General features: G+C 60.5%; 21 protein-coding genes. 9 read left to right on the top strand and 12 right to left on the bottom strand.

Going from position 1 to position 24,122, the window contains the following annotated elements:
* Nucleotides 1-62 precede the first annotated feature (62 nt).
* Nucleotides 63-956, top strand: a complete 894-nt coding sequence (locus tag BS300_RS04175) for a sugar ABC transporter substrate-binding protein (protein WP_239693795.1) — start codon at nucleotides 63-65, stop codon at nucleotides 954-956.
* An 8-nt stretch (nucleotides 957-964) separates the two neighbouring features.
* Nucleotides 965-1,714 (top strand): hypothetical protein, encoded by a 750-nt coding sequence (locus tag BS300_RS04170; RefSeq protein ID WP_071910975.1) that lies wholly within the window; start codon nucleotides 965-967, stop codon nucleotides 1,712-1,714.
* Between the two features lie 123 nt (nucleotides 1,715-1,837).
* On the opposite strand, the gene BS300_RS04165 is transcribed toward BS300_RS04170, so the two are convergent.
* From BS300_RS04165 to BS300_RS04150, 4 genes are all read right to left on the bottom strand, one after another.
* A complete protein-coding gene (locus tag BS300_RS04165) occupies nucleotides 1,838-2,425 on the bottom strand; it encodes a histidine phosphatase family protein (RefSeq protein ID WP_071910972.1) in 588 nt (195 codons plus the stop codon).
* Between the two features lie 161 nt (nucleotides 2,426-2,586).
* A complete protein-coding gene (locus tag BS300_RS04160; protein ID WP_033115023.1) occupies nucleotides 2,587-3,240 on the bottom strand; it encodes a PAS domain-containing protein in 654 nt (217 codons plus the stop codon).
* 65 nt (nucleotides 3,241-3,305) lie between these two features.
* Complete coding sequence (locus tag BS300_RS04155; RefSeq protein ID WP_071910970.1) at nucleotides 3,306-4,595, bottom strand: L-serine ammonia-lyase, iron-sulfur-dependent, subunit alpha; 1,290 nt, start codon at nucleotides 4,593-4,595, stop codon at nucleotides 3,306-3,308.
* A gap of 22 nt (nucleotides 4,596-4,617) precedes the next feature.
* Nucleotides 4,618-5,001 carry a Rid family detoxifying hydrolase gene (locus BS300_RS04150; RefSeq protein WP_033115021.1) on the bottom strand — a complete coding sequence of 128 codons (384 nt, stop codon included), beginning with the start codon at nucleotides 4,999-5,001 and terminating at the stop codon, nucleotides 4,618-4,620.
* A 250-nt stretch (nucleotides 5,002-5,251) separates the two neighbouring features.
* Between BS300_RS04150 and BS300_RS04145 the strand changes: the two genes are divergently transcribed.
* The 3 genes from BS300_RS04145 (at nucleotide 5,252) to BS300_RS04135 (ending at nucleotide 9,314) form a co-directional block, all read left to right on the top strand.
* Complete coding sequence (locus BS300_RS04145; RefSeq protein WP_042031340.1) at nucleotides 5,252-6,547, top strand: amino acid permease; 1,296 nt, start codon at nucleotides 5,252-5,254, stop codon at nucleotides 6,545-6,547.
* 192 nt (nucleotides 6,548-6,739) lie between these two features.
* Nucleotides 6,740-8,746 (top strand): methyl-accepting chemotaxis protein, encoded by a 2,007-nt coding sequence (locus BS300_RS04140; protein WP_071910967.1) that lies wholly within the window; start codon nucleotides 6,740-6,742, stop codon nucleotides 8,744-8,746.
* A gap of 277 nt (nucleotides 8,747-9,023) precedes the next feature.
* The gene (locus BS300_RS04135) at nucleotides 9,024-9,314 is read left to right on the top strand and encodes a hypothetical protein (protein WP_071910965.1); all 291 of its coding nucleotides are present in this window, start codon (nucleotides 9,024-9,026) and stop codon (nucleotides 9,312-9,314) included.
* Nucleotides 9,315-9,364: 50 nt separating this feature from the next.
* On the opposite strand, the gene BS300_RS04130 is transcribed toward BS300_RS04135, so the two are convergent.
* Together BS300_RS04130 and speA are read right to left on the bottom strand one after the other, a co-directional pair.
* Nucleotides 9,365-9,553, bottom strand: coding sequence for a hypothetical protein (locus BS300_RS04130; protein WP_033115019.1), 189 nt, complete (start codon nucleotides 9,551-9,553; stop codon nucleotides 9,365-9,367).
* A gap of 269 nt (nucleotides 9,554-9,822) precedes the next feature.
* Nucleotides 9,823-11,724 (bottom strand): biosynthetic arginine decarboxylase, encoded by a 1,902-nt coding sequence (gene speA / locus BS300_RS04125; RefSeq protein ID WP_043851250.1) that lies wholly within the window; start codon nucleotides 11,722-11,724, stop codon nucleotides 9,823-9,825.
* Between the two features lie 966 nt (nucleotides 11,725-12,690).
* Between speA and pepT the strand changes: the two genes are divergently transcribed.
* Nucleotides 12,691-13,914 (top strand): peptidase T, encoded by a 1,224-nt coding sequence (gene pepT, locus BS300_RS04115; RefSeq protein WP_071910963.1) that lies wholly within the window; start codon nucleotides 12,691-12,693, stop codon nucleotides 13,912-13,914.
* A 143-nt stretch (nucleotides 13,915-14,057) separates the two neighbouring features.
* The gene (locus BS300_RS04110) at nucleotides 14,058-15,770 is read left to right on the top strand and encodes a GNAT family N-acyltransferase (RefSeq protein ID WP_071910961.1); all 1,713 of its coding nucleotides are present in this window, start codon (nucleotides 14,058-14,060) and stop codon (nucleotides 15,768-15,770) included.
* Between the two features lie 77 nt (nucleotides 15,771-15,847).
* Here the strand turns inward: BS300_RS04110 and BS300_RS04105 are convergent, their stop codons facing one another.
* The 4 genes from BS300_RS04105 to BS300_RS04090 form a co-directional block, all read right to left on the bottom strand.
* A complete protein-coding gene (locus BS300_RS04105) occupies nucleotides 15,848-16,159 on the bottom strand; it encodes a SelT/SelW/SelH family protein (protein WP_071910959.1) in 312 nt (103 codons plus the stop codon).
* Nucleotides 16,160-16,199: 40 nt separating this feature from the next.
* Complete coding sequence (locus tag BS300_RS04100) at nucleotides 16,200-17,321, bottom strand: adenosylhomocysteinase (RefSeq protein ID WP_071910957.1); 1,122 nt, start codon at nucleotides 17,319-17,321, stop codon at nucleotides 16,200-16,202.
* 197 nt (nucleotides 17,322-17,518) lie between these two features.
* Nucleotides 17,519-18,256 (bottom strand): hypothetical protein, encoded by a 738-nt coding sequence (locus BS300_RS04095; protein WP_071910955.1) that lies wholly within the window; start codon nucleotides 18,254-18,256, stop codon nucleotides 17,519-17,521.
* Nucleotides 18,256-18,816, bottom strand: coding sequence for a YceI family protein (locus BS300_RS04090; protein ID WP_041208710.1), 561 nt, complete (start codon nucleotides 18,814-18,816; stop codon nucleotides 18,256-18,258). The genes BS300_RS04095 and BS300_RS04090 overlap by 1 nt, the downstream gene beginning before the upstream one ends.
* A 109-nt stretch (nucleotides 18,817-18,925) precedes the next feature.
* Here BS300_RS04090 and BS300_RS04085 point away from each other — a divergent pair, with 109 nt between their 5' ends.
* Entirely contained in the window at nucleotides 18,926-19,822 is an 897-nt protein-coding gene (locus BS300_RS04085) for a LysR family transcriptional regulator (protein ID WP_071910953.1), read from the top strand.
* Here BS300_RS04085 and BS300_RS04080 read toward each other — a convergent pair.
* Nucleotides 19,819-20,232 (bottom strand): hypothetical protein, encoded by a 414-nt coding sequence (locus tag BS300_RS04080; protein ID WP_071910951.1) that lies wholly within the window; start codon nucleotides 20,230-20,232, stop codon nucleotides 19,819-19,821. The two genes, BS300_RS04085 and BS300_RS04080, sit on opposite strands and share 4 nt — an antisense overlap.
* A 66-nt stretch (nucleotides 20,233-20,298) precedes the next feature.
* On the opposite strand from BS300_RS04080, the gene BS300_RS04075 reads away from it, so the two are divergent.
* On the top strand, nucleotides 20,299-22,029 hold the full coding sequence (locus BS300_RS04075; RefSeq protein WP_071910949.1) for a formate--tetrahydrofolate ligase: 1,731 nt from the start codon (nucleotides 20,299-20,301) through the stop codon (nucleotides 22,027-22,029).
* Nucleotides 22,030-22,153: 124 nt separating this feature from the next.
* Here BS300_RS04075 and BS300_RS04070 read toward each other — a convergent pair whose 3' ends face one another.
* Complete coding sequence (locus BS300_RS04070) at nucleotides 22,154-23,803, bottom strand: methyl-accepting chemotaxis protein (RefSeq protein WP_071910947.1); 1,650 nt, start codon at nucleotides 23,801-23,803, stop codon at nucleotides 22,154-22,156.
* Nucleotides 23,804-24,122 lie beyond the last annotated feature (319 nt).

Genomic DNA, 24,122 nt, shown 5'->3' with positions numbered 1-24,122 from the left:
TGGCCCAACAGGGCGGAGGTAACATGACCAGATGTTGGCAAAGATGCTTGTTGTGGGCGGCTGTGGCACTGTTTGCAGCCAGTGAGGTATCAGCCAAACCGACTGTCGGCATGGTACTGAAATCGGTCCGCAACGAGTTTTTCATCGAGATGGCGAAAGGGGCAGAGACCTATGCAACGGCCCACCCCGACGCCCTGACACTACAGCTAGAAGGCATCCAGCAGGAGGTGGATGTCACAGGTCAGGAGGCGATTATCCGCAAGATGATCGGCCAGAAAGTGGATGCCCTGGTGGTGGTACCGACCGATTCGGTCGCCATGCTGCCCGTTCTGATGGAGGCAATTCGTGCCGGCATTCTGGTCATCAACATGGACAACAAGCTCGATGACAGGGCACTGGTGCTGGAAGGGGTCAATGTCCCCTTCGTCGGCCCCAGCAACTTTGCCGGCGCGCGCAGTGTCGGCGAATATGTTGCCAAAAAGCTCCCGGCGGGCAGTAAAATCGGGCTGATCGAGGGCCCCCCCGGTGCCATCAACAGCCGGGCTCGCAGTGACGGATTCCGGGCCGCCCTGCGCGCAGCAGACATGGTTGTCGCCGGCGTGCGTAGCGGCTATTGGGACACAGCTCAGGGCAAGAGCGCCACTATCGATCTCCTCAAGGCAACCCCGGACGTCAAGGCGCTGCTCTGCGGTAACGACAATATGGCTATCGGTGCGGCTCAAGCTCTGACCGAGCTGGGGCTAAAGGGCAAGGTGCTGATCGGTGGCTATGACAATATTCCGGGGATCCACCCCTATCTCAGCGATGGCTCTGTGGTGGCAACCGCAGACCAGTATCCGGGCAAGCAGGCACAATATGCGCTCGACCTCGCCCTGAAAGCGCTGGCGCAGAAGATAACGCAAGCCGATCTGCCCGGCATAGTGCAAACCCCTGTGGAGCTGGTCACACATCCTTAGGAGGCTAGATGAAGGGGTGGTGGGTATTGCAGCTATTGTGGTGCCAACTTGCATCGGCCGGGCCAGTGCTAAACATCTATGCCGATGCCTACCCCCCTTTCATTCAGGTTACCGGAGAACAGCTGAGCGGCCCTTATGTCGATGTCTTTGCCCGCTTGGCCAAGCAGCAAGGGATAGAAATTAATTTGCAAGCCAAGCCCATGCGGCGCCTGCTCAAGATAGTGGCCACCGAGCCAAACAGCTGCGGGCTTGGCGTGCACTTTTCGGCGGAAAATGCCGAAACCCTGCGCTACGTTGCGCGCATCGCCCCCATCACCCTCGCAGTCTACGCCCGGCAGGAAACTATTCCGCCCCTGAGCAACATAGAGGCGCTGCGCAACTACCGGATTGGTGCCATCGATGTGGCAGAGCTGAGGGAGCTACTTGATAACGCAGCGATCCGCTACGAGCTGCTGCCCAAGGCCAGTCTTGGGATCGCCATGCTGCAAGCCGGGCGCTTCGACCTGTTGATTAGCGACGAGCTTCCCGAGCTGATCACCGCCCCCAGACATAAAAACAGGCTCCAGCGAGTGATGATCCTTGCCCGAGTGGAAAGGTGGCTAGCCTGCCATCCGCAACTCCCGCCCGACACAGTGAAACGCCTGCGCGCATCGCTCTCCCTTGGAGTCTTTGGCGATGCCATGGCCGATATCTGGCAAGGGTATGGTTTGAGCTCGGTATATGAAGGAGTCAGACGGGAGTGGATTGTGATTCCCTGACCACATCCCTATTCAACCTTCTCTCGCGGCCAACTTCAGCAATGTCAGCACAGGTCTTCTCTCCTTCTTTCACCCTCCCCACCTTTCACCTCGAGCTATCAATGGTGCCTCCGCTTGAGGCAGTCAGCAGGCTATCCGGGTGATCTTGCCCGCTTGCAGCTTGTAGAAGGCATCCTGCGGCAACTCCTGAGCCCAGATCGCCGCCTCATTGAGGTCGGCATAGACGCCACGCAGCATGGCGCCGAGCAGACCGTGGGAAATGACGATGGCACGCTCGGCGACCTTCGGGTCCAGCAGCCACTGCTGGGCGCGGCGCTGAATACTGAGGACGCTCTCGGCCCCCGGCGCCTGCAGATACCAATCGCCCCTGCCGGTATCGAGTTCAGGGTGAGACTGGCAGAGCTCGGGGATCCGGCACCCTTCCCACTCCCCCATGCCGAGCTCCATCAGCCGCTCATCCCAGATGATGCGATCGGCGGGCAAACCCAACTGCTCGCACACCAGCAGGGCGGTCTGACGGGCGCGCCCGAGCGGGCTGGCGTAGACGGTCCAGCGGGCGGGATCCGCCAACTCGTCGGCAAGCCGCAATCCCATGGCAATAGCTTGCGCTTCACCCTTCTCGGTCAGATCGGAGTTACAGCGTCCCTGCAGGCGCTGTTCGGCATTGAAAAGGGTCTGGCCATGGCGCAGCAGATAGATGATTCGTGACATGTGATTTCCAGCTGATTCAACGAGATGGGAACAAGGCGACAACCAGAGTGGTGCGGTAACGGCTTTCATTGCCCATGCAGGGTAACGCACAGCCAGCGTTACGGCCTGTGACTCTGGCAGTTGTCGCTTGTGCAGAATTTGGGGAGGCAGGTGTCATGCACCTATCCCTTCTTGATCTCCCGCAGGTAGCGGTAGATGGAGTGAACCGAGATGCCGAGCTGGCGCGCTGCGATCTGGGCACTGTCTTTAAGCTCGAAGATCCCCATGTCGTGCAACTGGTTAACGATAACCCGGGTCTTCTGGGAAGGGGGTACGGCTTCGTTACCGCGCACCTCGGCGCTGACAGTATCTATGGTGCTGTTGAGCGCTTCGTCGATGTTGCGGGCAAACACCTCGGGGGTAGCGTGGTTCTCGCTGGCATGCATGCACTCGGGCATCATGGCACGCAACACGGATTGCAGCGGGGCATCCATATCGGTGTTGATACAGAGCAGTCCGATTGCCTTGTGCTCCCCGTTGCGAATGACGGTGGTGAGCGAACGCAGGGTCTTGCCGGTGGCACACTTGGTCATGTAGGGGTTGGAGATATCCTGCCCGCTCTTGAGCTTGATCATCGCCAGGTTGGTGATGGGGGCGCCGACGCTGCGGCCGGTGATATGACCGTTGGCAATCTTGATGATCGAGGGGTTGCGCACATCCAGACTGTGGAGCAGTACCTCGGTGTGCTGACCATACATGGCGGCGATGCCATCCACGATGATCTCCATCGATTTGAGGATCTGGAAATCGTTCTGACTCAACTCTTGCAGCTTCACATTCGGACCTTCTTGCAAGGGCTGCTGCCGGGCGATGGACGCCGGGCAGCAGCCGACAGGGACACTCAGGCGGACATGATATCAATAATGGTGCTGTCTGTGGCAGACATGCCGTCCTTCACCATCTGACCCACGTTGCGAATGGTCTGATCCACGTTGTCGGAAACGATCCCCTGCCCCGACACCGAGTGGCTGTTGAGCGCCATCAGGAAGCCACGTACCGCCGCGCCGGAGGAGGTGCTCACCTTCATGGCGCAGGAGGCTTTGGCTCCGTCACACACCATGCCGGCACTGTCGCTCAGCACGTTCTGGATAGCGAAGCAGGATTGCTCGAAGCTGCCGCCAGCGAGATAGACCAAGGCCATGGCAGCTGCCGCGCTGGTCACGGTATTGCCGCAGAAGGCCGACAGCGGCGGATAGTGGGACTTGATATAGATGGCGCCCAGATGGCTCATGATGAGGGCGCGAGCCAGCTGCTCTTCACTGGCACCATAGCGCTCGGCAATCACCATCACCGGAATGGTGGCCGCGATGCCCTGGTTACCGCTGCCAAAGTTGCTCATGGCAGGCAAGGTGGCGCCCCCCATACGGGCATCGGAGGCAGCCGCCGTCATCATCACGATGCGGTTCATCACATCCTCGCCGATAAGACCGGCATCGATGTTCTGCTGCATGGTACGACCGATCTCGAGACCATAGGGGTTGTTCATCCCCTCGGCGGAGAGCTTGCCGTTGAGTTCGGAGGCCTTGAGGATGAACCGGATCTGCTCGAACTCCACCTGGGTAGCGAACTCATAGATGGCAGCGATGCTGATATCCACGCCATCGCAGATGGAACCGGTGGCACCGCCCTGGCTCTGATCGGCGGTGAAGGTCACCTCGCCATCGCGACGCTGCTCGACGATGCGGGTATGGCCACCGCACAGGGTCACTTCGGCGCTGTGCTCTTCACCATTTTCATCAGAGCCATAAACAGTCACGCGGCAGAAGATAAACTCGGGGGCAGCAGTGCGGCTGACCAGCACGCCACCTGCATCGATCAGGGCCTGGGCACGGGCCACCTGATCTGCGGTGATGGCGGCCAGCACCTCCAGTCCGCCATCGGCATTGCCACCGAGGGCGCCGGCTGCGGCTGCGATCGCCAGACCAATCTTGCCGGTACCCGGCACATAGACACCCATCGAGTTCTTGTAGAGATTATCCGACACCGCCACCTCGATACGACGCGGTGCGCAGCCCAGTTGCCGGGCGGCAACTGCGGCGGCATAAGCGGCGGCGATAGGCTCGGTACAGCCCAGCGCCGGTTTGACAACCTGTTGAATAATCTGCAGATACTGCTGCCACGCTTGTTTCATTGATTGAACCTTTCTCTATCCGTTACCGAGCGATATGGGCGATCGCTTCCACTTCAACCTTGACGCCCATCGGCAGATCCTTCACCGCGAAGCAGCTGCGCGCCGGACAATCTTTCTGGAAATAGGCTTTGTAAACCTCGTTAAACGCGGCAAAATCGCTGATCTCGGCGAGATAGCAGGTAGTCTTGAGGACTGTCTCCAGCGAGCCGCCGCCCGCCTCCAGCACCGCTTTCAGATTTTCGAGTGCCTGACGACTCTGTGCCTCAATACCGCCGGCAACCACGCCGCCCTGCTGTTTGCACACCGGCAGCTGGCCGGAGGTAAAGATGAGGTCGCCATAGGCAGTGCCATGGCTGTAAGGTCCGATGGCGTCGGGAGCCGAGGCCGCAGTGATGATTTTTTTCATATTACCCACTCCGTAATTGCAATTATTTTTGCATTTATAGCTCTGCTTTCGCTCAACATTATTTGCTTTTTAGTTTATCCATTCAACAAAAAGATAGAAAAATGGCGTAAAAAGGCATCTTTAGGTCTCATAGTAAACCGTGATCACCCTCCCGATTTGAATAAAAGAGAGCGCGGACGCATTGTTTGCAACGCATTCATTCAACTATATTTGTGCCCGCTCTTACCCTTACAACGACAAGAAGGTTCTAATGGACGCGCATAGCACCACACTCAACGGCCCCATGATGGGCACCCTGGAATGGAAAGAGGCGGTTCGCTTCGACAGCACCGACTGGGGCTGGATCATCATGAGCATCGGCATGGCCATCGGCGCCGGGATCGTCTTCCTGCCGGTGCAGGTGGGGCTGATGGGCTTGTGGGTCTTTCTGCTCTCGGCAGTAATAGGCTATCCGGCCATGTATATGTTCCAGCGCCTCTTTATCAATACCCTGGCCACCTCACCCGAATGCAAGGATTACCCCAGCGTCATCACCGGCTACCTTGGCAAGAACTGGGGTGTGCTGCTCGGCGCCCTCTACTTCGTGATGCTGGTGATCTGGGTCTTTGTCTACTCCACCGCCATCACCAACGACAGCGCCTCCTTCCTGCAGAGCTTCGGCGTCACCGACGGCCTGCTCTCGGAAAATCCCCTCTACGGTCTGGTGCTTATTTGCGGTCTGGTGGCGCTGGCCTCGCGCGGCGAAAACCTGCTGTTCAAGATTTCCACCTTTATGGTGCTGACCAAGATCAGCGTGGTGGCCGTGCTCGGCCTGATGATGGTGGACAAATGGGATGCGGCCAACATCACCGCCATGCCTGCCGCCGGTGACTGGATGAAGGATGCCATCATCATGCTCCCCTTCACCCTCACCTCCATCCTCTTTATCCAGAGCCTGAGCCCAATGGTGATCTCCTACCGCTCGCGGGAGAAGTCGCTGGAAGTGGCCCGCTTCAAGGCGATGCGCGCCATGAATATCGCCTTCGGCATCCTGTTTGTGGTGGTGTTCTTCTACGCAGTCTCCTTCACCCTGGCCATGGGTCACGATCAGGCGGTCAAAGCCTCCGAGGAGAACATCTCTGCACTGGCCATGGTGGCGCAGGGGATGCCCGGCCAGACCCTCAAGCTCCTGAGCCTGACCCTCAACATCTTTGCGGTAATGACCGCCTACTTCGGCGTGTACCTCGGTTTCCGTGAAGCCTGTCAGGGGCTGGCAATGAACCTGCTGCGCCGGGTGCTGCCGGAAAACCGCATCAACAAGGGATTGGTGGGCAAAGGGATCATGGTGTTCACCGTCATGCTCTCCTGGGGTGCCATCGTGCTCAACGCCCCGGTGCTGAGCTTCACCTCCATCTGCAGCCCCATCTTCGGCATGGTGGGTTGCCTCATCCCGGCCTATCTGGTCTATCAGGTACCGGCGCTGCACAAGTACAAGGGCACTTCCCTCTACATCATCATCGTCACCGGCCTGCTGCTCTGTGTCTCGCCTTTCCTGGCGTTCAACTGAGTAGCCAGATAACCAGACAGCCAACAGACGGGTCACCTTCGGGTGGCCCGTTTTCATTGCTATTGCGCTGGCAACAGAACAAAAAGCCAAGGGGATCACAACTTCCCCCTCTCCCTGACCGAAGTACTGCAGCGAGGAGTAATATTCAGACATAACCGCATGCACCCGTCCTATCGGGTATCGAGGCCTCATATGAAATGGATTTTCAACCCGGCTATCAGGCTGGGCAACCAGCTCTCCTTCAAATACAAATTTCTGCTCTGGTCCTGTCTGATGCTGCTGCCGCTGGCCTACAGCATGGCCAATCTGCTGGGACGGCTGCAGGATGACAACGAACAGGCCCGCAAGGAGCTGGCCGGCGTCATCAATCTGACCTCGGTGCCCGCCATCGAGCAGGCGCTGCTGACCCACCGCAATCTGGTCACCCAACACGCCTACGAACAGAACCCGGTGGGAGAGGATAAGGTTAAAGCCGCCGCCCAAGCCGTGGACGATAGCCTGCGCGCCTTTGCCGATACCCGTCAGGATAATCCCGCTTTCGACGCCCTCAAACAGGGGTGGGCTGCCCTGCAGAGCGAAGGGAGCAAGCTGGAGGTTGATCAGAGCAATCTGCGCCACGACAAGCTACTGACCGAAGTGCGCCACCTCTACAAGAACATCACCGCCGCCAGCAGCCTGATCCAGGATCCGGCGCTCGGCACCTATTACATGGTGATCCTCACCAGCGAACGGCTGCCACAACTGCGCGACCTGCTGGCTCAGGTGCGGGATCGCGCCGCCACTATTGCCGACTTCGGCCTGTTTCAGGCGGAAGGGTACAGCGGCCTGCGCTTTCGCCTCGACCTCATCAACGCCACCCTGCAGGAGCTGGAAGCCGATCTGACCCTGCTCTACCAGATTGAACCCGCCTATCGCGCCGAGCTGGGTCAGCAGACCGATGCCCTGCTGCAACAGGTGCGTCAGGGGGTCGATACCATGGAAAACAAGATGATGAAGGATCAGCTGGTACAGCTCTCAACCAAGGAGGTGCTAGCGCTGGGAGATGGGCTCGACAACACCATCACCAAGCTGGCAGGCCAGGTGCGCCAGCGGCTGGAAGCCGACCTGCATCAACGCATGGCAGCCAACCAGCGCCACTTCTGGTGGGTCACGGCGCCACTGACCGCCATCCTGCTGCTTTACATCTACCTGATGATCGGCGCCTATCTCTCCCTGCGTGACACGGTGGGCCGGGTACGGGAGATCGCCGCCCGGGTCAACGCCCAGGATCTCAGCCAGCATATCGAGATTGTCGGTCAGGATGAGCTGGCCGCCATCAGCCGGGATTACAACATCACCCTGGAAACCCTGCGCACCCTGATGAGGCGGGTACGGGAAAACGGCGTCACCGTGGTGGAGAGCGCCACCGAGATTGAGGATCGCACCTGCCGCTCGCAGGAGGTGATCGCCGCCCAGCAAGGGGAGACCCATCAGGTGGCCACCGCCATCAAGGAGCTGGCTGCGACTTCACAAGACATGGCAGGCAACGCCCTGCAGGCTGCCCGCATGACTCAGGAAGCCCAGCAGGTGGTGGGTCAGGGCGAGGCCGTGGTCGATCGCACCATCAAGGCGATCGACCATATCAACCGCGAAGTACTGCGCACCGCCGAGAGCATTGGTCAACTGGAGCAGCAGTGCAGCCAGATTGGCGGCGTCATCAGCGTGATCCGCGGTATCGCCGAGCAGACCAACCTGCTGGCACTCAACGCCGCCATCGAGGCAGCCCGAGCGGGTGAACAGGGACGCGGCTTCGCCGTGGTAGCCGATGAAGTGCGCTCGCTGGCCAGTCGCACCCAGGGGGCCACTGTCGAGATCCAGCAGATGATTGAACAGCTGCAATCCGGCGCCCGCGCCTCGGTCAATGCCATGTCTGCCGCCAGCCGCGAAGCGCAGGAGGGGGTCGGTCTGGCCCAGGAGGCCCAGCACGCTTTCGGCGCCATCACCGAGAAGGTGGATCGGATGGTCGATACCAATGCCATCATCGCCAGCGCCATCGAACAGCAGGGCGCTGTGGTCAACGAGATCGAGCGCAATGTGGTGCGCATCTCCGATGGCAGTGACGAGGCGCTGCAGGTCGCCAACGACGCGCGCGATGCCGCTCGCCAGATCCACCAGCTTACCGAGCAGCTGCGCAGCATGGTACAGAGCTTCATCCTCTAAACCAGCCCGTTCGAGTCAGCCATAAGTTAAAACCAGCCCCCGTCGGGCTGGTTTTTTAATGCTCTGCATCTCCCCAGTTAAACCCGAATAATGTGACGAAAAAACCGCCGCCTATGTTGCTTGCGAGAGTGCAGCCAGAGTAAGCTCGGATGCAATAAAAAGAGTCGAACGCTACCTCTTTCCTGCACAAGAACAAGATACCGGCAAGAAAGTGGAAAAGCAGTTCAACCCGCGGAAGGTCACATCACGACAAACCCGTTCAGGCGAGGTATCGCAGATGGCGAAGTACCAGTTTTTCACCATGCCGGACTCCAACCGGCAGCACTACACCTTTATCGACATGGCCTCCCCCACCTTTCTGCCAGAAAAAGAGGCGCTGCTGGCCCAAGGATTTGAAGTCGAGGAGGATTTTATCGATGCCCGTAGTCCGCAAGAGGCGGTGGAGAAGTACCGCTCCAACTTTCTCTACGTGGCCGATGAAATAGGCAAATCAGACAGCAGCTACGCCTTTGCCGTCGCACTGATGGAAATGGGCAAGAGAGTGTTTGGCCGCAACTCGGGCCATTAATCGTTAAAGAAGGAGTGGCCATCGCGGCAACAGACGCGATGGCCACTGGTTTAACAACAGGCCAGCTGGCGGAGCATCTCGATCAGCTCCTCTTCGCTGCTCGGCTCATAAGCAAGCTGCAGACAAGGGGCCGCGCCCCCCATCAACATGTAGACATTGGTGCTGCAGTGGTCGTAGTGATACCACTTACCATTGATGCAGACGTCGGTATAGCATCTCGGATCCCTTTCCAGTTCCATATTCACATCCTTTTGTTACATCTCCACAACATCACTTCTGACCGTAAAGTAACCGCCGCGGATCACACTTGATGCAGATCAAGAGAAGCGGCTGACAACCGCAGATATCTGCCGGATCTGTGGCCTGTACGGCCCGGAGTGGCCCATTGCTATCCGAATGAAGATGGGGAAAGCCCCGCGACAGCATTGCGGGCGTTCCACAACAAAAACGGCGCCCGCAGGCGCCGTTTTTTCATCTCCCCGCCAAAGCGAGGGGCAAGCCAAAAGGCTTATTCGTCTTCCAGATAGGCGTAGCCTTGCAGACCCAGCTCCAGCTCGTCGAGCAGGGCTTTGCGGGTTGCGTCGTCCAGCGCCGGGTGGGAAGCGATCCGCTGATAGTTCTCACGGATAACGGACGGGTCGATGTTGACGTAACGCAGCAGCTGGTCGACGGTATCGCCGCGCACCACGTTGCGAATGTCCATCTTGCCCTCTTCGTCCAGCCACACTTCCGCGCAGTGGGTGTCACCGAACAGGTTGTGCAGGTCGCCCAGGATCTCCTGATAGGCACCCACCAGGAAGAAGCCGACGTGGCACTCTTCGTTCTCGCCGTAAACCGGCATCGGCAGGGTGCTCTCGACCCCCAGACCGTCGACGTAGTGCTCGACCTGACCGTCGGAGTCACAGGTGATATCCATCAGGATGCCGCGACGGCTGAGCGGACGCTCGAGACCGGAGAGCGGCATCACCGGGAATACCTGACCGATACCCCAGGCATCCGGCAGGGACTGGAACAGGGAGAAGTTGGCAAAGCACTTGTCAGCCAGCTTTTCACTCAGTTCGTCAGCCAGCGCACGGTGGTTGCGGTTGACCGGATTGAGCAGCTCTTTGAGCGCCAGACAGGTGTTCTGATGCAGCATCTCGGCCCAGGCACGCTGTTCGAGGTTGAGCAGCCCCATGGTGTACTGGGTGTTGACGTCAGCCAGATCGGCAACCGAGTCGTGGAAGATCTCCAGCAGGGAGGGATCTTCACCGCTCAGATCCTGCCACCCTTTCCACATGTTCTGCAGAATGGTCGGCGCATCTTCGCCCGGCGCGCTGATGTCGTTCATCTCCACCCCTTCGGCACCAATGATGTTGGTGACCAGTACGGCGTGGTGAGCGGTCAGGGCACGGCCAGACTCGCTGATGATGGTCGGGTGCGGCAGGTCGAACTCGCGGCAGACATCGCCGATACCCCATACCACGTTGTTGGCGTACTCGGAGAGGCTGTAGTTGGCGGAGCAGTGGCTCTGGGAACGGGTTCCCTCGTAGTCCACACCCAGGCCGCCACCGACGTCAACGACTTCGATGTTGGCACCGAGGCGACGCAGTTCGGCGTAGAAACGGCCGCACTCGCGGATACCGCCCTGAATGTCGCGGATGTTGGCGATCTGGGAACCCAGATGGAAGTGCAGCAGTTGCAGGCAATCCAGCTTGCCGACACTGCGCAGACGCTCAATCAGCGCCAGGATCTGGGAGGCTGACAGACCGAATTTGGACATGGAGCCGCCGCTCGATTCCCACATGCCGGAGCCGGTGGAGGCGAGCTTGGCGCGCACGCCGATATTGGGCTTGATGTTGAGACGAGCTGACTCGTCCAGCACCATCTCCAGCTCGGAGGGCTTCTCTACCACGATGTAGACCTTGTGGCCCATCAGGTTGCCGAGCAGAGCGTGGCGGATATATTCGCGGTCTTTGTAACCGTTGCAGACGATCACCGAGCCTTGCTCATGGTGATGGGAAAGCACGGCCAGCAGTTCCGGTTTGGAACCAGCTTCCAGGCCAAGCCGGGGCTTGTCGCTGTAGGACTGGCTGATGGTCTCGATGACTCGACGCTGCTGGTTTACCTTGATCGGGTAAACGCAGAGGTAGTCCCCTTCATAGCCTGACTTTTCGATGGCCTGACCGAAGGCATTGAACAGCGCATCGACCCGGCTCTTGAGGATGTCGGGGAAGCGCAGCAGCACGGGGGTGGTCAGCCCGGACTGGCGCAACTGTTCGATGGCGTCAGAAAGCACGATCTGTGCGTCAGGGCGTGACTTGTCGGGAGCAACGGTCACATGACCGGCGTCATTGATATTGAAAAAACCCGCACCCCAGTAGGGAACGTTGTAGACCTTCAAGGAGTCCTTGCTGGACCAGTTAGTCATGGGCTATGCCTCGCAAATGAGCGACGGGAAGTCGCCTTCGTTACCCTCAATCACATCCAGACCATCTTGTGCAAAGCAGTGTTGCGCTTTGCACATCGCGGCAAGCCAGAGGCTGCCTGGTGGATCTTGGGAAGTAACGAGTCTTGATGTGGGGCTGGTGGCTTTACATCAAGCTCAACGGTATGCGGTGCTACTTTACGTTGCGCCGCGGTACTTTGATGACAAACGACATCAGCCACGTCGTCCGTTCATCATTCGGCAGCCATCACGACAGCAGGAGAGGGTTCCAAGGAAGAGAAGCGAAGGCGCCAGCACGCATGCGTGTTGATAGACGACAACAACCACAGCCCAGCTCATATCCAGTGACCGCCCATGACAAGGGAAGATGATGAGCCGTTGGCCCACTCGGTCAAAAGAAAGATGAGTGTCTGTTGTTCTCCCTGATACCGGAGCCTAACCGGTATTAAAGAAACCATTCCCCAGCAGTGTCTGTCGTTTCTGCGTGCCTCGCCCTATAGGCGTATGATCCTTCCGGTTTCTGGCGGCTCTGCCTGCTTCAGGGTTACCTTCGGATCGGCGCGGAGTGTACACACTTACCGCGGGCGGTGACAATAAAAAATAGTGCTCAAAATCCGCTTTTAATAAGCCACTCAAATCTTGCTGGCGGGCAGGCGGGGGCTGGGATAGCGCATGATCGCCCCACCCCGTTATGCGCGATGAAAAGAGTCGCTTTTCCCCCTCCAAAGAGGCAGCCCTTGTGATGCGGGACTTGCAGGCCAAACACCCCGTTGCCGACCATGATTAAAAATCCCCGAAGTGGCGACTTTTATGCGCAATAAACCGGCAGCGGCTGTGCTTCTGCCCGCTGGTAGGACCAAGGCAAAAAATGGGAAAAACCTGCGCTGACGCAATGAGTGGTGGGGCTGGATTGACGCAAAATGAACGTTCACAACCGGAGGCTGATTAATGGATACCCTGCTTGAGCGTTTTTTGCGTTACGTGACTTTTCATACCCGCTCTGACGAGACCAATCCCGCCTGCCCGAGCAGCGAGGGACAACTGATCTTCGCCCGCGCCCTTCAAGAAGAGATGGAAGCGCTGGGGCTGACCCAGGTCACTCTGGATGAGCACGGCTACCTCACCGGCTGCCTGCCGGGCAACCAGCCGGATGCTCCCGCCATCGGCCTTATCGCCCACATGGACACTGCCGATTATGAAGCGGAGCACGTGGTGCCGCAGATCATCGAGAACTATCAGGGCGGCGATATCTGTCTTGGCAAGGGTGACGAGGTGCTCGCCATCCGTGACTACCGCTTCCTGAAAAACTATTTGGGGCAGGACCTTATCACCACCGACGGCACCACCCTGCTGGGCGCCGACGACAAGGCGGGTATCGCCGAAATCCTCAGCGCCATCGACCATCTGCAGGCACACCCCGAAATCCCGCGCGGCGATATCTGGGTCGGCTTTACCCCGGACGAAGAGATTGGCCGTGGCGCCAACCTGTTCCCGCTCGACCGATTCCCCGCCAAGTGGGCCTACACCGTCGATGGTGGTGAGCTGGGCGAGCTGGAGTTCGAGAACTTCAACGCCGCCAGCGCCAACATCCGCTTCGTCGGCAACAACGTCCACCCCGGCACCGCCAAGGGGAGCATGATCAACAGCCAGACCCTGGCCGCCCGCTTCCACGCCGCCATGCCAGCCGACGAGACCCCAGAGTGCACCGAAGGGTATGAGGGCTTCTTCCATCTGGCCCAGATGAGCGGCACCGTGGAGGAGAGCACCCTCCACTACATCATCCGTGACTTCGACGACGAGCACTTCGCCGCACGCAAAGCCTTGATGCAGAACCGGGTGGCCGCCCTGCAGGCCGAGTATCCCAAGGCCCGCATCGAGCTGACCCTGACCGACAGCTATCGCAATATGCGCAGCCAGATCGAGCCGCACATGCATATCATCGAGCTGGCCAAGGCCGCCATGGAGGCCGCCGACGTGGTGCCGAAAATCAAGCCCATTCGCGGCGGTACCGATGGTGCCCGCCTCTCCTTTATGGGCCTGCCCTGCCCCAACCTCTTCACCGGTGGCCACAACTTCCACGGCAAGCACGAGTTCATCCCGCTGCAATCCATGGAGAGATCGGTCGCCACCCTGGTCGAGCTGGTGCGCCTCACCGCAGCCTGGCGCGGCTAAACCGGCCATCGTCACCACAGTGACACCCAAGAGGGGAGCCGCTTAACCGGCTCCCCTCTTTGCCATCAAACTGTCATCCCATCGACATCTGCCGGGAACAGTAACCCGCCATGCTGGGGGCAAAGGATCGCCGGAGCCCCCAGATGTTCACTATCGATACCCTGTTTGCCCAGCACTTCCCGCGCCTCAATGGCCATCCCCGGCTGGCCAGCCTCGGCAAACAAGCCCTTGGCTGGCTGCTCAACGAACCAGCCTTTAACGACTTTGCCAAGCGCCATCCTCACCTGCGCGGCCTCGACTTTGTCGAGCAGGTGCTGGCGGAGCTGGCGGTAGATTGCCGGGTGAACGAGGCACAGCTTGAGCACATTCCCGCCAGTGGCCGGGTCATTATCGTTGCCAATCACCCCATCGGCTCCATCGACGGGCTGGCATTGCTGCGCCTGCTCGGTCGCATCCGGCCGGACGTCAAGATAGTGGCCAATCAGCTGCTGGCGCAACTGACGCCACTGCGCCCCCTGCTGCTGCCGGTGGACAACATGGAGGGCAAGACCGACCGGCAGGCCATTCTGGCCATGGGGGAGCATCTTGCCAGGGAGGGGGCACTGGTGATCTTCCCCGCCGGCGAAGTGTCGCGCCTCGGCCCCGGCGGAATCAAGGATGGCCCCTGGCAGGGCGGTTTTATCAAGCTGGCCAAACGCACCGCCACCCCGCTGGTGCCCATCCACGTGGGAGGGAGCAACAGCGCCGCCTTCTATCTCGCCTCCTGGCTCAACAAACCCGCCTCAGCCCTGCTGCTGGTGCGCCAGCTGTTTCGCCAGCAGGGGCAGACCCTGCCGCTCACCATAGGGGCGCGCATCCCGATCACCGGTTTTCAGGAGCTGCCGGCCAAGAGCGCGGCAAAACTGGTGCGCAGCCACCTCTACCGGATTGGCCGCGGCAAGCCGGGACGGCTGCAGACCGAAGCCCCCATCGCCCTGCCGGAGGAGCGTCGCCAGCTCAAACAGGCCATCGAAAGCTGCGAGCTGCTCGGCACCACCCCGGATGGACAGGGGATCTACCTCTACCGCCGCCACGAGGCGAGCCACTCGGTGATCCTGCGCGAACTGGGTCGGCTGCGGGAGATCGCCTTTCGCGCGGTGGGGGAAGGTTCGGGCAAAAGGCGGGATCTCGACCCCTTCGATGATGACTACCACCACCTCATACTCTGGGATCCTGCCCGGCTCGACATCATCGGCGCCTACCGTTTCGCGCCGGTGGCCGAGTTGCTGGCAAGCAAGGGGCTTGGCGGCCTCTACAGCCACACCCTGTTCGGCTTTGAAGAGAAGCTGCTGCCGCGGCTGGAGCTTGCCATCGAGCTTGGCCGCAGCTTTATCCAACCCGCCTACTGGGGTAAACGGGGGCTCGATTATCTCTGGTTCGGCATCGGTGCCTATCTGGCCCGTTATCCTCGCTACCGCTACCTGTTTGGCCCGGTGTCACTCTCCGGCAGCCTGCCACCACAGGCCAAGGATCTGCTGGTGAGCTTCTACCGCCAGCACTTTGCTCCCGAGCTGGCGCTCGCCCCCTCTCGCCGCCCCTATCCCGCCACGCCAGCGCTGTTTACCGGTCTCGACTACGGCGCCGACCTCAAGGAGCTCAAGGAGCGTCTCGGCAATCTGGGTTGCGCCATCCCAACCCTCTACAAGCAGTACTCCGAGCTGTGCGAACCGGGCGGCGTCCAGTTCATGGACTTTGGCATCGACCCCGACTTCAACCACTGCATCGATGGCCTGGTGTGGGTCGATGTGAGCCGCATCAAGCCCCACAAACAGGCACGCTATATCGGCCCCCTCGCAAGCACTGAAACCGGCGAATAGCCGAGGCTGAGAGGCCACAAAGGAAAAAGAGAGGGAGGCCAGCGCCTCCCTCTCTCATCTTGTCCGGCAATCCGCTCTTACTCGGCAGCAGGTTTGCGATCCGAGTGACCCAGATCCCGCTCGGGTGCAATGACATCGCGCACCCGCTGCTTGATCTCCTTGGCCTCGGGGAAGCCCTCGTCGACCACCCGATCCCACACCAGCACACCGTCCACCAGAATGCGGAACTCCCCCTTGCTGGCGGGCACCAGCGCCACCTCGCCCAGCTCGCTGTCGAAGGTGGAGAGCAGCTCCTGCGCCAGCCATGTGGCGCGCAGCATCCAGCGGCAAAGGGTGCAGTAACGGATCTCGATCCGCGGTTTAACTGGGGAAAGGGTCATGTCGCTCATGCGGTTCTCCATCAAGGGCATCGAAAGGGAGCAGGGTAGCTCACTGCTCGACCCCGTGGAAGTCGGCCAGCCAGTAACGGGCGATGGTGCGCATGCTGGACTCCGGCAGCTCGAACAGGCCGGGCGCCAGCGGGCCGGCGGCCAGCATGCGGATCCCCTCCATGATCTCAGCCAGCACCAGATAGACATACTCGCCGATGACGGCGCCGTGGACGAAATTGACCGCCTCGCCCCGGTTGAGCAGATAGATCTGGGTGCCATCGGGCCTGTTGAGGGCCAGCACATGGGGGCACACCTCCTCCGTCGGCCAGGGGAGCTGGGCCAGCGAGAAGGCGAACTCGTCGTCGGCGGAGGTGACCGAGGCGACCATGGTGCCGGGGCGCAGCAGTTGCAGATCCGCCAGATCGAGTGAACCGTTGCCGGTGGAGCAGATCACCAGTTCGGCGCGGCTCAGGGCCTCCGCCTTGCTGATGAGACGAAAACCGTGGGAGAGCGCCTCCACCTGACGCAAAACGTCGGTCTCCACCAGCCCGAGGTGAAGGTTGCGACAGCGCAGATCGCGTGCGATGCTGCGCCCCACCTTGCCATAGCCAAACAGCGCCGCCTCGCAGACGTTGAAGGTGCGGTTGAGATTGCGGGCCAGCGACTCGGCGGAGTAGACCACGCTCAGACCGATCTGGATATCTTCGGCCTGTTTCAGGGGGCTGCGCGCAACCGAGACCACCGGGGTAGCCAGCACCTCCTGCTCGTAGCGTTGATGGCCGTTTTCGGTCATCTCCACCACCCCGAGCAGACGGGGGCCAAAGTATTCGCTCAGGGTCACCTGAGTCGTGGCAAAGTAGCCACCGATATCGAGGATCAACAGCCTCTCATGGGGGGCCACCAGCGGCGCGATCTGCTCGATGACGCCCTGCGGACAGTTGGTCCACTGGCGATTGAGTGGTACGACCGGATAGTGGCGGGAGACCCACTCCAGGGTCGGGCCGTGTACCGATTTGGGTTTGGGCAGGATGGCGCCGATACGGCCAATCTGGCTGAGAGCCTCGATAAAACGGGGACGATCAGGAAGCAGGTGGGTAACCAGCAGAATGCAGAGACCTTCGATACGGCCCTGCCCGGTGAAATGGCGAAAAAACAGATGCTCAGATCCTTGACTGCGCAACTGTGGCCTCCTTAATTTGCCCCAAAATGTGTGCTGCAAAGCAAGCAAACAGAACCCGGCGCAGCCGGGTTCTGTGTGTGTCCAGATAAGTGAAAATCCTTTTTATCTTAAACACATAGGAGGGCTCAATCTTTATATCTCAAGAGTATGAGCAGGTATGCAAAAATGACCGTAATTGGCTGTTTTTCATGCGAAAATCAGTACAAAGAAGCGGCAGGCCAGACATGCCACTGACTGAGTCCGCTCCCCACCCCGGCCAACAGGATCAGAGCGCCCCAGCGCAGAGGTGCTCCCTTGCCGCGCAATAACCACTCCAGCAGCGGCAGCAACCAGACCGGCAGCAGAACCACCAGCGGAACCTCCACATATTGCCAGGCGAGCATCTGGACGAAGGCGAGCGCCAGCGCCAGACCGGCAGGCGCCACATTGACCCCGGCAAACGTGGCAAGCAGTGCCCGAAAACCGGCGAAGGCGGCCAAGGCACCGGCCAGCTGGGCAATCAACAGGCTGCCATCGATACCGATCACCAGCGCCAGCCAGATGAAACCAAGGGCAAAACCAAGCCCCTCGCGGCTGTCACCACGCAGGCCCACCCAGCCAAACCAGAGGATGGCGGGCAACAGCGCCAGCCAGATCATCGGCTCGCTTGTCAGCACCGAGGCCAGCCCCTGCCACCAGATCAGGGCGCCGACCACGGCAAAGAGCAGCAGCGAACCACGCAGATCGCTCACCTGCACCGCGATGGCCGGCACCAGCAGCGCGAGCGGCAGCCACTGCCACGCCTTGACCGGCAGACCATAGGCTCCGCCCAGCAAGGATCCCACCAGCCAGATCGCCAGCGCGCCCCAGAGATAGCCCAGCCGTGGCCAGCGCCACGACAGCAAAGCGGCTCCCAGAGGAGCCGCCAGGGTTTGCAGCAGAAGTGAAGCGCCCATTACTTGCGCACACCTTCAACAAACAGATTGATGCTCATCTCGTCCGGGATGTTCGGCACCATGTAGTTCACGCCAAAATCGCTGCGCTTGATGGTGGTGGTGGCGTTGAAGCCGCTGCGGTAGCCACCCCAGGGATCCTTGCCTTCACCAACCTTCACCAGATTGAAGGCCACCTCTTTGGAGACGCCGTGCAGGGTCAGGGTGCCTTTCAGTACGCCTTTATCCTTGGTTCCTTCGTAAGCAGAGCTGACGAAAGTCATCTTCGGATACTGCTTCACGTCGAGAAAATCGGGGCTGCGCAGGTGCTTGTCACGGGGCTCATGGTTGGAGTCCACGCTGGCAGCATCCACCTCGAAGCTCGCCTTGGCGGCAGCCGGATTGGCATCATCCATGCTGAAAGTGCCGCTGAAGGTGTTGAAACGACCCACCAGCTCGGAGAAGCCAAGGTGGCCCACCTTGAACTGCACTGTGGTGTGCGCCGGGTCGACATCGTACTCCGCCGCCATCAGGGGGGCAGCCATAAAGAGGCAGGAGGCCAGCAGGGCTTTGCTCATTTTCATCCGTTCGTTCCTTCATCTTGGGGTTCACATCGTTGGCTGACATGCTAACCTCGTCGTCAGAATGAATAATCAGTGATTCATTAAATTCATTATTTACTGAGGATGGAAAATGGATCAGATCGCCGCCATGCGCACCTTCATCAAGGTGGTGGAGTGCCAGAGCTTTACCAAGGCCGCCAACCAGCTTGGCATCTCGGTGGCCATGACCTCCAAACTGATGCAGCAGCTGGAGGAGTCGCTCGCCACCCGGCTGCTGTCGCGCACCACCCGTCAGGTCAACCCCACCGAAGCGGGCCAGTTCTACTACCAGCGCTCCCTCGCCCTGCTGGCGGAACTGGAAGAGACCCACAGCCAGCTGACCCACCACAACCAGCAGCCCAACGGCACCCTCAAGCTCTCGGTGCCGATGGATTTTGGCTACCTCCACCTCTCCCCCGCCCTGCCGCTGTTTCGCGAGCGCTTCCCCGATCTCAAGCTCGATATCGAGTACAGCGACCGGCGGGTTGCGCTGGTGGAAGAGGGGTTTGATCTGGCGCTGCGCATCGGCCACCTCAGCGACTCCTCGCTGGTGGCGCGCCAGCTTGCCACCATTCGGGTCGAGCTTTGCGCCAGCCCCGGCTATCTGGCACGCAAGGGGTGGCCGGAGAAGCCCGAAGATCTCAAGCAACACGACTGTCTGGTCTACACCCTGACCCAGCCGGAGTGGCACTTCAAACGGGAAAGCGAGCAACAGAGCATCCGGCCACAGGGGCCGCTGCGCGCCAACAACGGGGTGGCGCTGACCCGCGCCGCTTGTGATGATCAGGGCATCATATTGCAGCCCACCTTCATCGTCGGAGAAGCCTTGCAGGATGGCAGGCTGGTCAGCCTGCTGCCGGAGTGGGAGAAGGGCGAGGTGGGGCTCTATGCGGTCTATCCGCACCGCCGCTTCGTCTCGGCCAAGGTGCGCTGCTTTATCGAATTCGTGCAGGAGCGCTATCTCGCCCCGCAGCAGTGGGAAGCTTAAGCCTTGGCTGGCGTTACCGGGGACAGGAGTGCCCGCAGTTGCAGCTCATCCGGGATCAGCTGCCAGCGCGGCAGTCGGGTGCGGATGGTGGCAAGCTGTTGTTCGCTCAACGCATAGGGAAGAGCTACCGTCACCTCGGGGCAATCGAACATGGCGGCCAGCTGCAGGATCAGGATGAGGTTGGCCTCATCACTGCGGCGATTGTTGACCCGTTTGGCAATTTCCTGGCGCAGCTGGGTTTGCGGATCCTCGGTCATCGCCTGCCAGCCAAAACCAAACAGGGGCACCAGCGCACTGACAATGCCAAGGGCAGTCAGGGGCCGTTTGGGTGGATGATAGAGCGCGTTGAGATCCAGCAGAAGAGGCTCCTGCATCCGCTCACCACCACCAAATAAAATCGTTTTCGTCATTGGATTACCCATTATATTCCACTAGACTGCGCCGCATATTAAGCCCGCCATGCCAACGAGGTGCTGATGCTAAGCGATATCGAGATCTCCCGCCACTCCCCCCGCCTCCCCATTCATGAACTGGCCAAGCGCCTCGCCATCCCGACCGACCTGCTCAGCCCCCATGGCCACTACAAAGGCAAACTCAGCCTCGACCTGCTCAAGTCACAGCCCGAACAGAGCGGCAAGCTGGTGCTGGTGAGCGCCATCACCCCCACCCCGCTGGGCGAGGGCAAGACGGTGACCACGCTGGGCCTATCCATGGGACTCAACCATATCGGTCAACCCAGTATCGCCACCATCCGCCAGCCAAGCCTCGGCCCGGTGTTCGGGGTCAAGGGGGGCGCTGCCGGTGGCGGCCACGCTCAGGTGGTGCCGATGGAGGAGATGAACCTCCACCTTACCGGCGATTTTCACGCTCTGACGGCGGCCCACAATCTGGCGGCAGCCGCCCTCGATGCCCGCCTGTTCCACGAGCGCAAACTCGGCGACCAGTTCAGCGCCAAAACCGGCCTGCCGCGACTCGATATCGATGCAGACAACATTCTTTGGCCACGCACCCTCGACATGAACGATCGCGCCCTGCGCCACCTCACCATCGGTCAGGGTGGCGCCGCCGACGGGGTGGAGCGCAGCGATCGCTTCGTCATCACCGCCGCCTCCGAGCTGATGGCCATTCTGGCGTTGGCAAGCGATCTGAAAGACCTGCGCCAGCGCATCGGTCGCATCCAGCTGGCCCGCGATATCCACAGCAAGCCCATCACAGCGGAGCAACTGGAAGTGGCGGGCGCCATGACGGTGCTGCTGAAAGACGCGCTGCAGCCGACCCTGATGCAGACTACAGAGCAGACCCCGGTGCTGGTACACGCAGGTCCCTTTGCCAATATCGCCCACGGCAACTCCTCGGTGATCGCCGATCGCATGGCCCTTGGTCTTACCGATTACGTGGTGACCGAAGCGGGTTTTGGCTCCGACATGGGGCTGGAGAAGTTCTTCAACATCAAGAGCCGCCAATCCGGCCTGACCCCCGCCTGCGTAGTGCTTGTGGCCACAGTGCGCGGCCTCAAGGCCAACAGCGGCCTGCTCGACATTCGCCCGGGCCAGCCGCTGCCGGAAAACCTACTGCGTGAGGATCTGCCGACCCTTGAGCAGGGTTGCGCCAACCTCGTCTGGCACATCGCCAATGCCCGTCGTTACGGCGTGCCCGTGGTGGTCGCCATCAACCGCTTCCCCACCGACAGCGAGGCCGAACTGGCGTTGCTGGCCCGTGAGGCGATGCAGGCCGGCGCCTGTGGCAGCGCCATCTCCAACGCCTTCACTCTGGGTGGCTCTGGCGCAAGCGAGCTGGCCCGCGCCGTGGTTGCCGCCTGTGAGCAACCTAGCAAGGCGAAACTGCTCTATCCCGACGAAGCGAGCCTCGACGCCAAGCTGGCTACTCTGGTGGAGTGTGGCTACGGTGGCCGCGGGGTACAGCTGTCGGACAAAGCGCGCCAGCAGCTGGCACAACTCTCTGCCGAGGGGTGGGATCACTTGCCGGTCTGCGTGGCCAAGACGCCGCTTTCCATCAGCCATGATCCCGCCCTCAAGGGGGTACCGACCGACTTCGAAGTGCCCATCGACGAGGTGAAGCTCTGCGCCGGCGCCGGTTTCGTCTATGCACTGGCGGGCCCCATCATGACCATGCCGGGCCTTGGCAGCCTGCCGGCCTATCGTCATATCGATATCGATGAAGATGGCGAGATCATTGGACTTAGCTAAAGGTCGGTGAGGGAGCTGGCGTCGGCCGATTACGCTGCGCTAATCGACCCTACGATCAACAAACCAGCCAGAAACAACAAGGCCCCGTCACTGGACGGGGCCTTTTGCTATCTGCCAAACGCTCTTAGAGGGTAAAGCGCTGGGTCATATGGTGCAGCGAGGTGGCCAGTTTGCTCAGCTCGATGCAGGCCTGAGCGATCTGCTGCGCCCCCTGGGCATTCTCATCAGCCGCGTTATGGATGTTGACGATGCTGCGGTTGAGCTCCTCAGTCACCGCATTCTGCTCCTCGGTAGCGGTAGCAATCAGGGTATTCATGTCGGTGATGTGCACCACGGCACCGTTGATGGTATCGATGCTGTGCCCCGCTTCCCGTGCCAGCCCCACGCTCTCCTGCATCTGCTGACGGCTCAGCTGCATGGCGCTGCCCGCCTCGGCAGTGCGCGCCTGCAGCACCTCGATCATCTTGCTGATCTCGGCAGTGGAGTTCTGGGTTCGCTGGGCCAGCGAACGCACCTCGTCCGCCACCACGGCAAAGCCGCGACCCTGCTCACCGGCGCGGGCGGCCTCGATGGCTGCATTGAGTGCCAGCAGATTGGTCTGCTCGGCAATACCGCGAATAACGTCCAGCACCATGCTGATATTGGTGCTGTCCTGCTCCAGCTGCTGCACTACGGAGCCCGCCTCCTCAATCTTGACCGACACCGCCTCGATGCTGCCGATGGCGCTGCGCACCACCTGATTGCCCTGGGTCGAGGTGCGGGAGGCATCCTTGGCGGCGCTCATGGCATCTGTGGTATTGCGGGCCACCTCGTTCACCGTGGACTGCATCTCGTTCATGGCAGTCGCCACCTGAGAGACTTCGCTCTGCTGACGTGCCATGCCGCTGGCAGATTGATCGGAGATGGCGCTCACCTCCTCCACCGCGCTGCTGAGCTGACTCACCGAGCCGGCGATCTCGCTCACCAGATCAGCAAGGGCGCCCTGCATGCGGTCAATGGCGGTGCCGAGCTGACCCAACTCGTCACGCTTGAAGCGATTGCCACGGATCCACTCTTGCAGCTCCCCCTTGCCAAGCGCCCCGCCTGCGATGCGCTGGGCCTGACGGGCCAGCATCACCAAGGGATCGCGGATCTGGCGGGTCAGCACGGTAGAGAGCACGGCCGCCAACCCCAGTCCCAGCAACAGGGCAATGATGATGCTCAGCTTGGCGCTGTCAAATGCCGCCACCACCTGAGCACGGGAGCCAACAGAGTAGCCATGGTTGATACGGATCAGATCCGCCACCGACTTGGCCAGATTGGTGTAGAGGGTGACCCCCTCGCTCATGAACAGCTGCTGGGCCTCGGCCAGCTGGCCGCCATCCTGCATCACTCTGATACGCTGGTGCAGGGCCACGTACTTGTCCCACTCCTGTTTGACGATGTCGAAGGTGCGGCGCTCTTCCACGTCCTCAGCCCAGATGGTGGCATCGTGCGCCTTTACCTGCCGCGCGACCTCTTGCAGGCTCTGTTCGCCAAGATCGCGATAGTGGGCCTTCTGCTGCGGATCAGCCGCTACCAGAAACACATCCAGTTCATAACGGCGCAGGGTGTTGATGGTCTCGCCCAGCGTGCTGGTGCGCACCACGGCGGGCAGTATGCTGTCGGTAAAACCGATGGCGGCCCGGTTCATATTGCCAAACTGCAGCAGCGAGAAGCCACCGATGAAGGCCATCATCAGGCCGAGCATGGCGAAGCCGGCAGCGAGTTTCTTGCCAATGGTCATGGTATTCATGGCATGTCCTGGATTTGAGTGAACAGATAACGCCCGTCTGAACCGTATGGATACGGTTCGCTGTCACCACCTCCATGGCGGCTCATTCAGCCTTGATCAATCTGTGTCCCTACCTGAACGAAGCGAACGCGTTAACAAGATGCTGCCAGCCTGACCGCCCACGGCAGCAGTAGCGGCAGGCTATTTTGGCCAAAAAGCCAGCGAAAGGAGGCACCTTGCTGGCTTGCTTGCACTCTCCGGGAGAGCCAGACAAGCCATGGCGACTTATATCGACCGGGAGGGGCTATCCCTTGAGGAGATTTATCGATGAAACTGACGG

The organism is Aeromonas sp. SCS5 (assembly GCF_001887375.1).
Lineage (GTDB): Bacteria > Pseudomonadota > Gammaproteobacteria > Enterobacterales > Aeromonadaceae > Aeromonas > Aeromonas jandaei.
Note: the sequence above shows the minus strand (reverse complement) of the source record. Positions and strands in the feature narration are given on the sequence as shown.

Coding starts and splice junctions, on each gene's coding strand:
- BS300_RS04075 (WP_071910949.1), top strand. CDS start 20,299: ATGCTAAGCGATATCGAGATCTCCCGCCACTCCCCCCGCCTCCCCATT.
- BS300_RS04070 (WP_071910947.1), bottom strand. CDS start 23,803: ATGAATACCATGACCATTGGCAAGAAACTCGCTGCCGGCTTCGCCATG.
- BS300_RS04145 (WP_042031340.1), top strand. CDS start 5,252: ATGGACGCGCATAGCACCACACTCAACGGCCCCATGATGGGCACCCTG.
- BS300_RS04110 (WP_071910961.1), top strand. CDS start 14,058: ATGTTCACTATCGATACCCTGTTTGCCCAGCACTTCCCGCGCCTCAAT.
- BS300_RS04085 (WP_071910953.1), top strand. CDS start 18,926: ATGGATCAGATCGCCGCCATGCGCACCTTCATCAAGGTGGTGGAGTGC.
- BS300_RS04080 (WP_071910951.1), bottom strand. CDS start 20,232: ATGACGAAAACGATTTTATTTGGTGGTGGTGAGCGGATGCAGGAGCCT.
- BS300_RS04135 (WP_071910965.1), top strand. CDS start 9,024: ATGGCGAAGTACCAGTTTTTCACCATGCCGGACTCCAACCGGCAGCAC.
- BS300_RS04140 (WP_071910967.1), top strand. CDS start 6,740: ATGAAATGGATTTTCAACCCGGCTATCAGGCTGGGCAACCAGCTCTCC.
- BS300_RS04150 (WP_033115021.1), bottom strand. CDS start 5,001: ATGAAAAAAATCATCACTGCGGCCTCGGCTCCCGACGCCATCGGACCT.
- BS300_RS04105 (WP_071910959.1), bottom strand. CDS start 16,159: ATGAGCGACATGACCCTTTCCCCAGTTAAACCGCGGATCGAGATCCGT.
- BS300_RS04095 (WP_071910955.1), bottom strand. CDS start 18,256: ATGGGCGCTTCACTTCTGCTGCAAACCCTGGCGGCTCCTCTGGGAGCC.
- BS300_RS04170 (WP_071910975.1), top strand. CDS start 965: ATGAAGGGGTGGTGGGTATTGCAGCTATTGTGGTGCCAACTTGCATCG.
- speA (WP_043851250.1), bottom strand. CDS start 11,724: ATGACTAACTGGTCCAGCAAGGACTCCTTGAAGGTCTACAACGTTCCC.
- BS300_RS04165 (WP_071910972.1), bottom strand. CDS start 2,425: ATGTCACGAATCATCTATCTGCTGCGCCATGGCCAGACCCTTTTCAAT.
- BS300_RS04090 (WP_041208710.1), bottom strand. CDS start 18,816: ATGAAAATGAGCAAAGCCCTGCTGGCCTCCTGCCTCTTTATGGCTGCC.
- BS300_RS04130 (WP_033115019.1), bottom strand. CDS start 9,553: ATGGAACTGGAAAGGGATCCGAGATGCTATACCGACGTCTGCATCAAT.
- BS300_RS04155 (WP_071910970.1), bottom strand. CDS start 4,595: ATGAAACAAGCGTGGCAGCAGTATCTGCAGATTATTCAACAGGTTGTC.
- pepT (WP_071910963.1), top strand. CDS start 12,691: ATGGATACCCTGCTTGAGCGTTTTTTGCGTTACGTGACTTTTCATACC.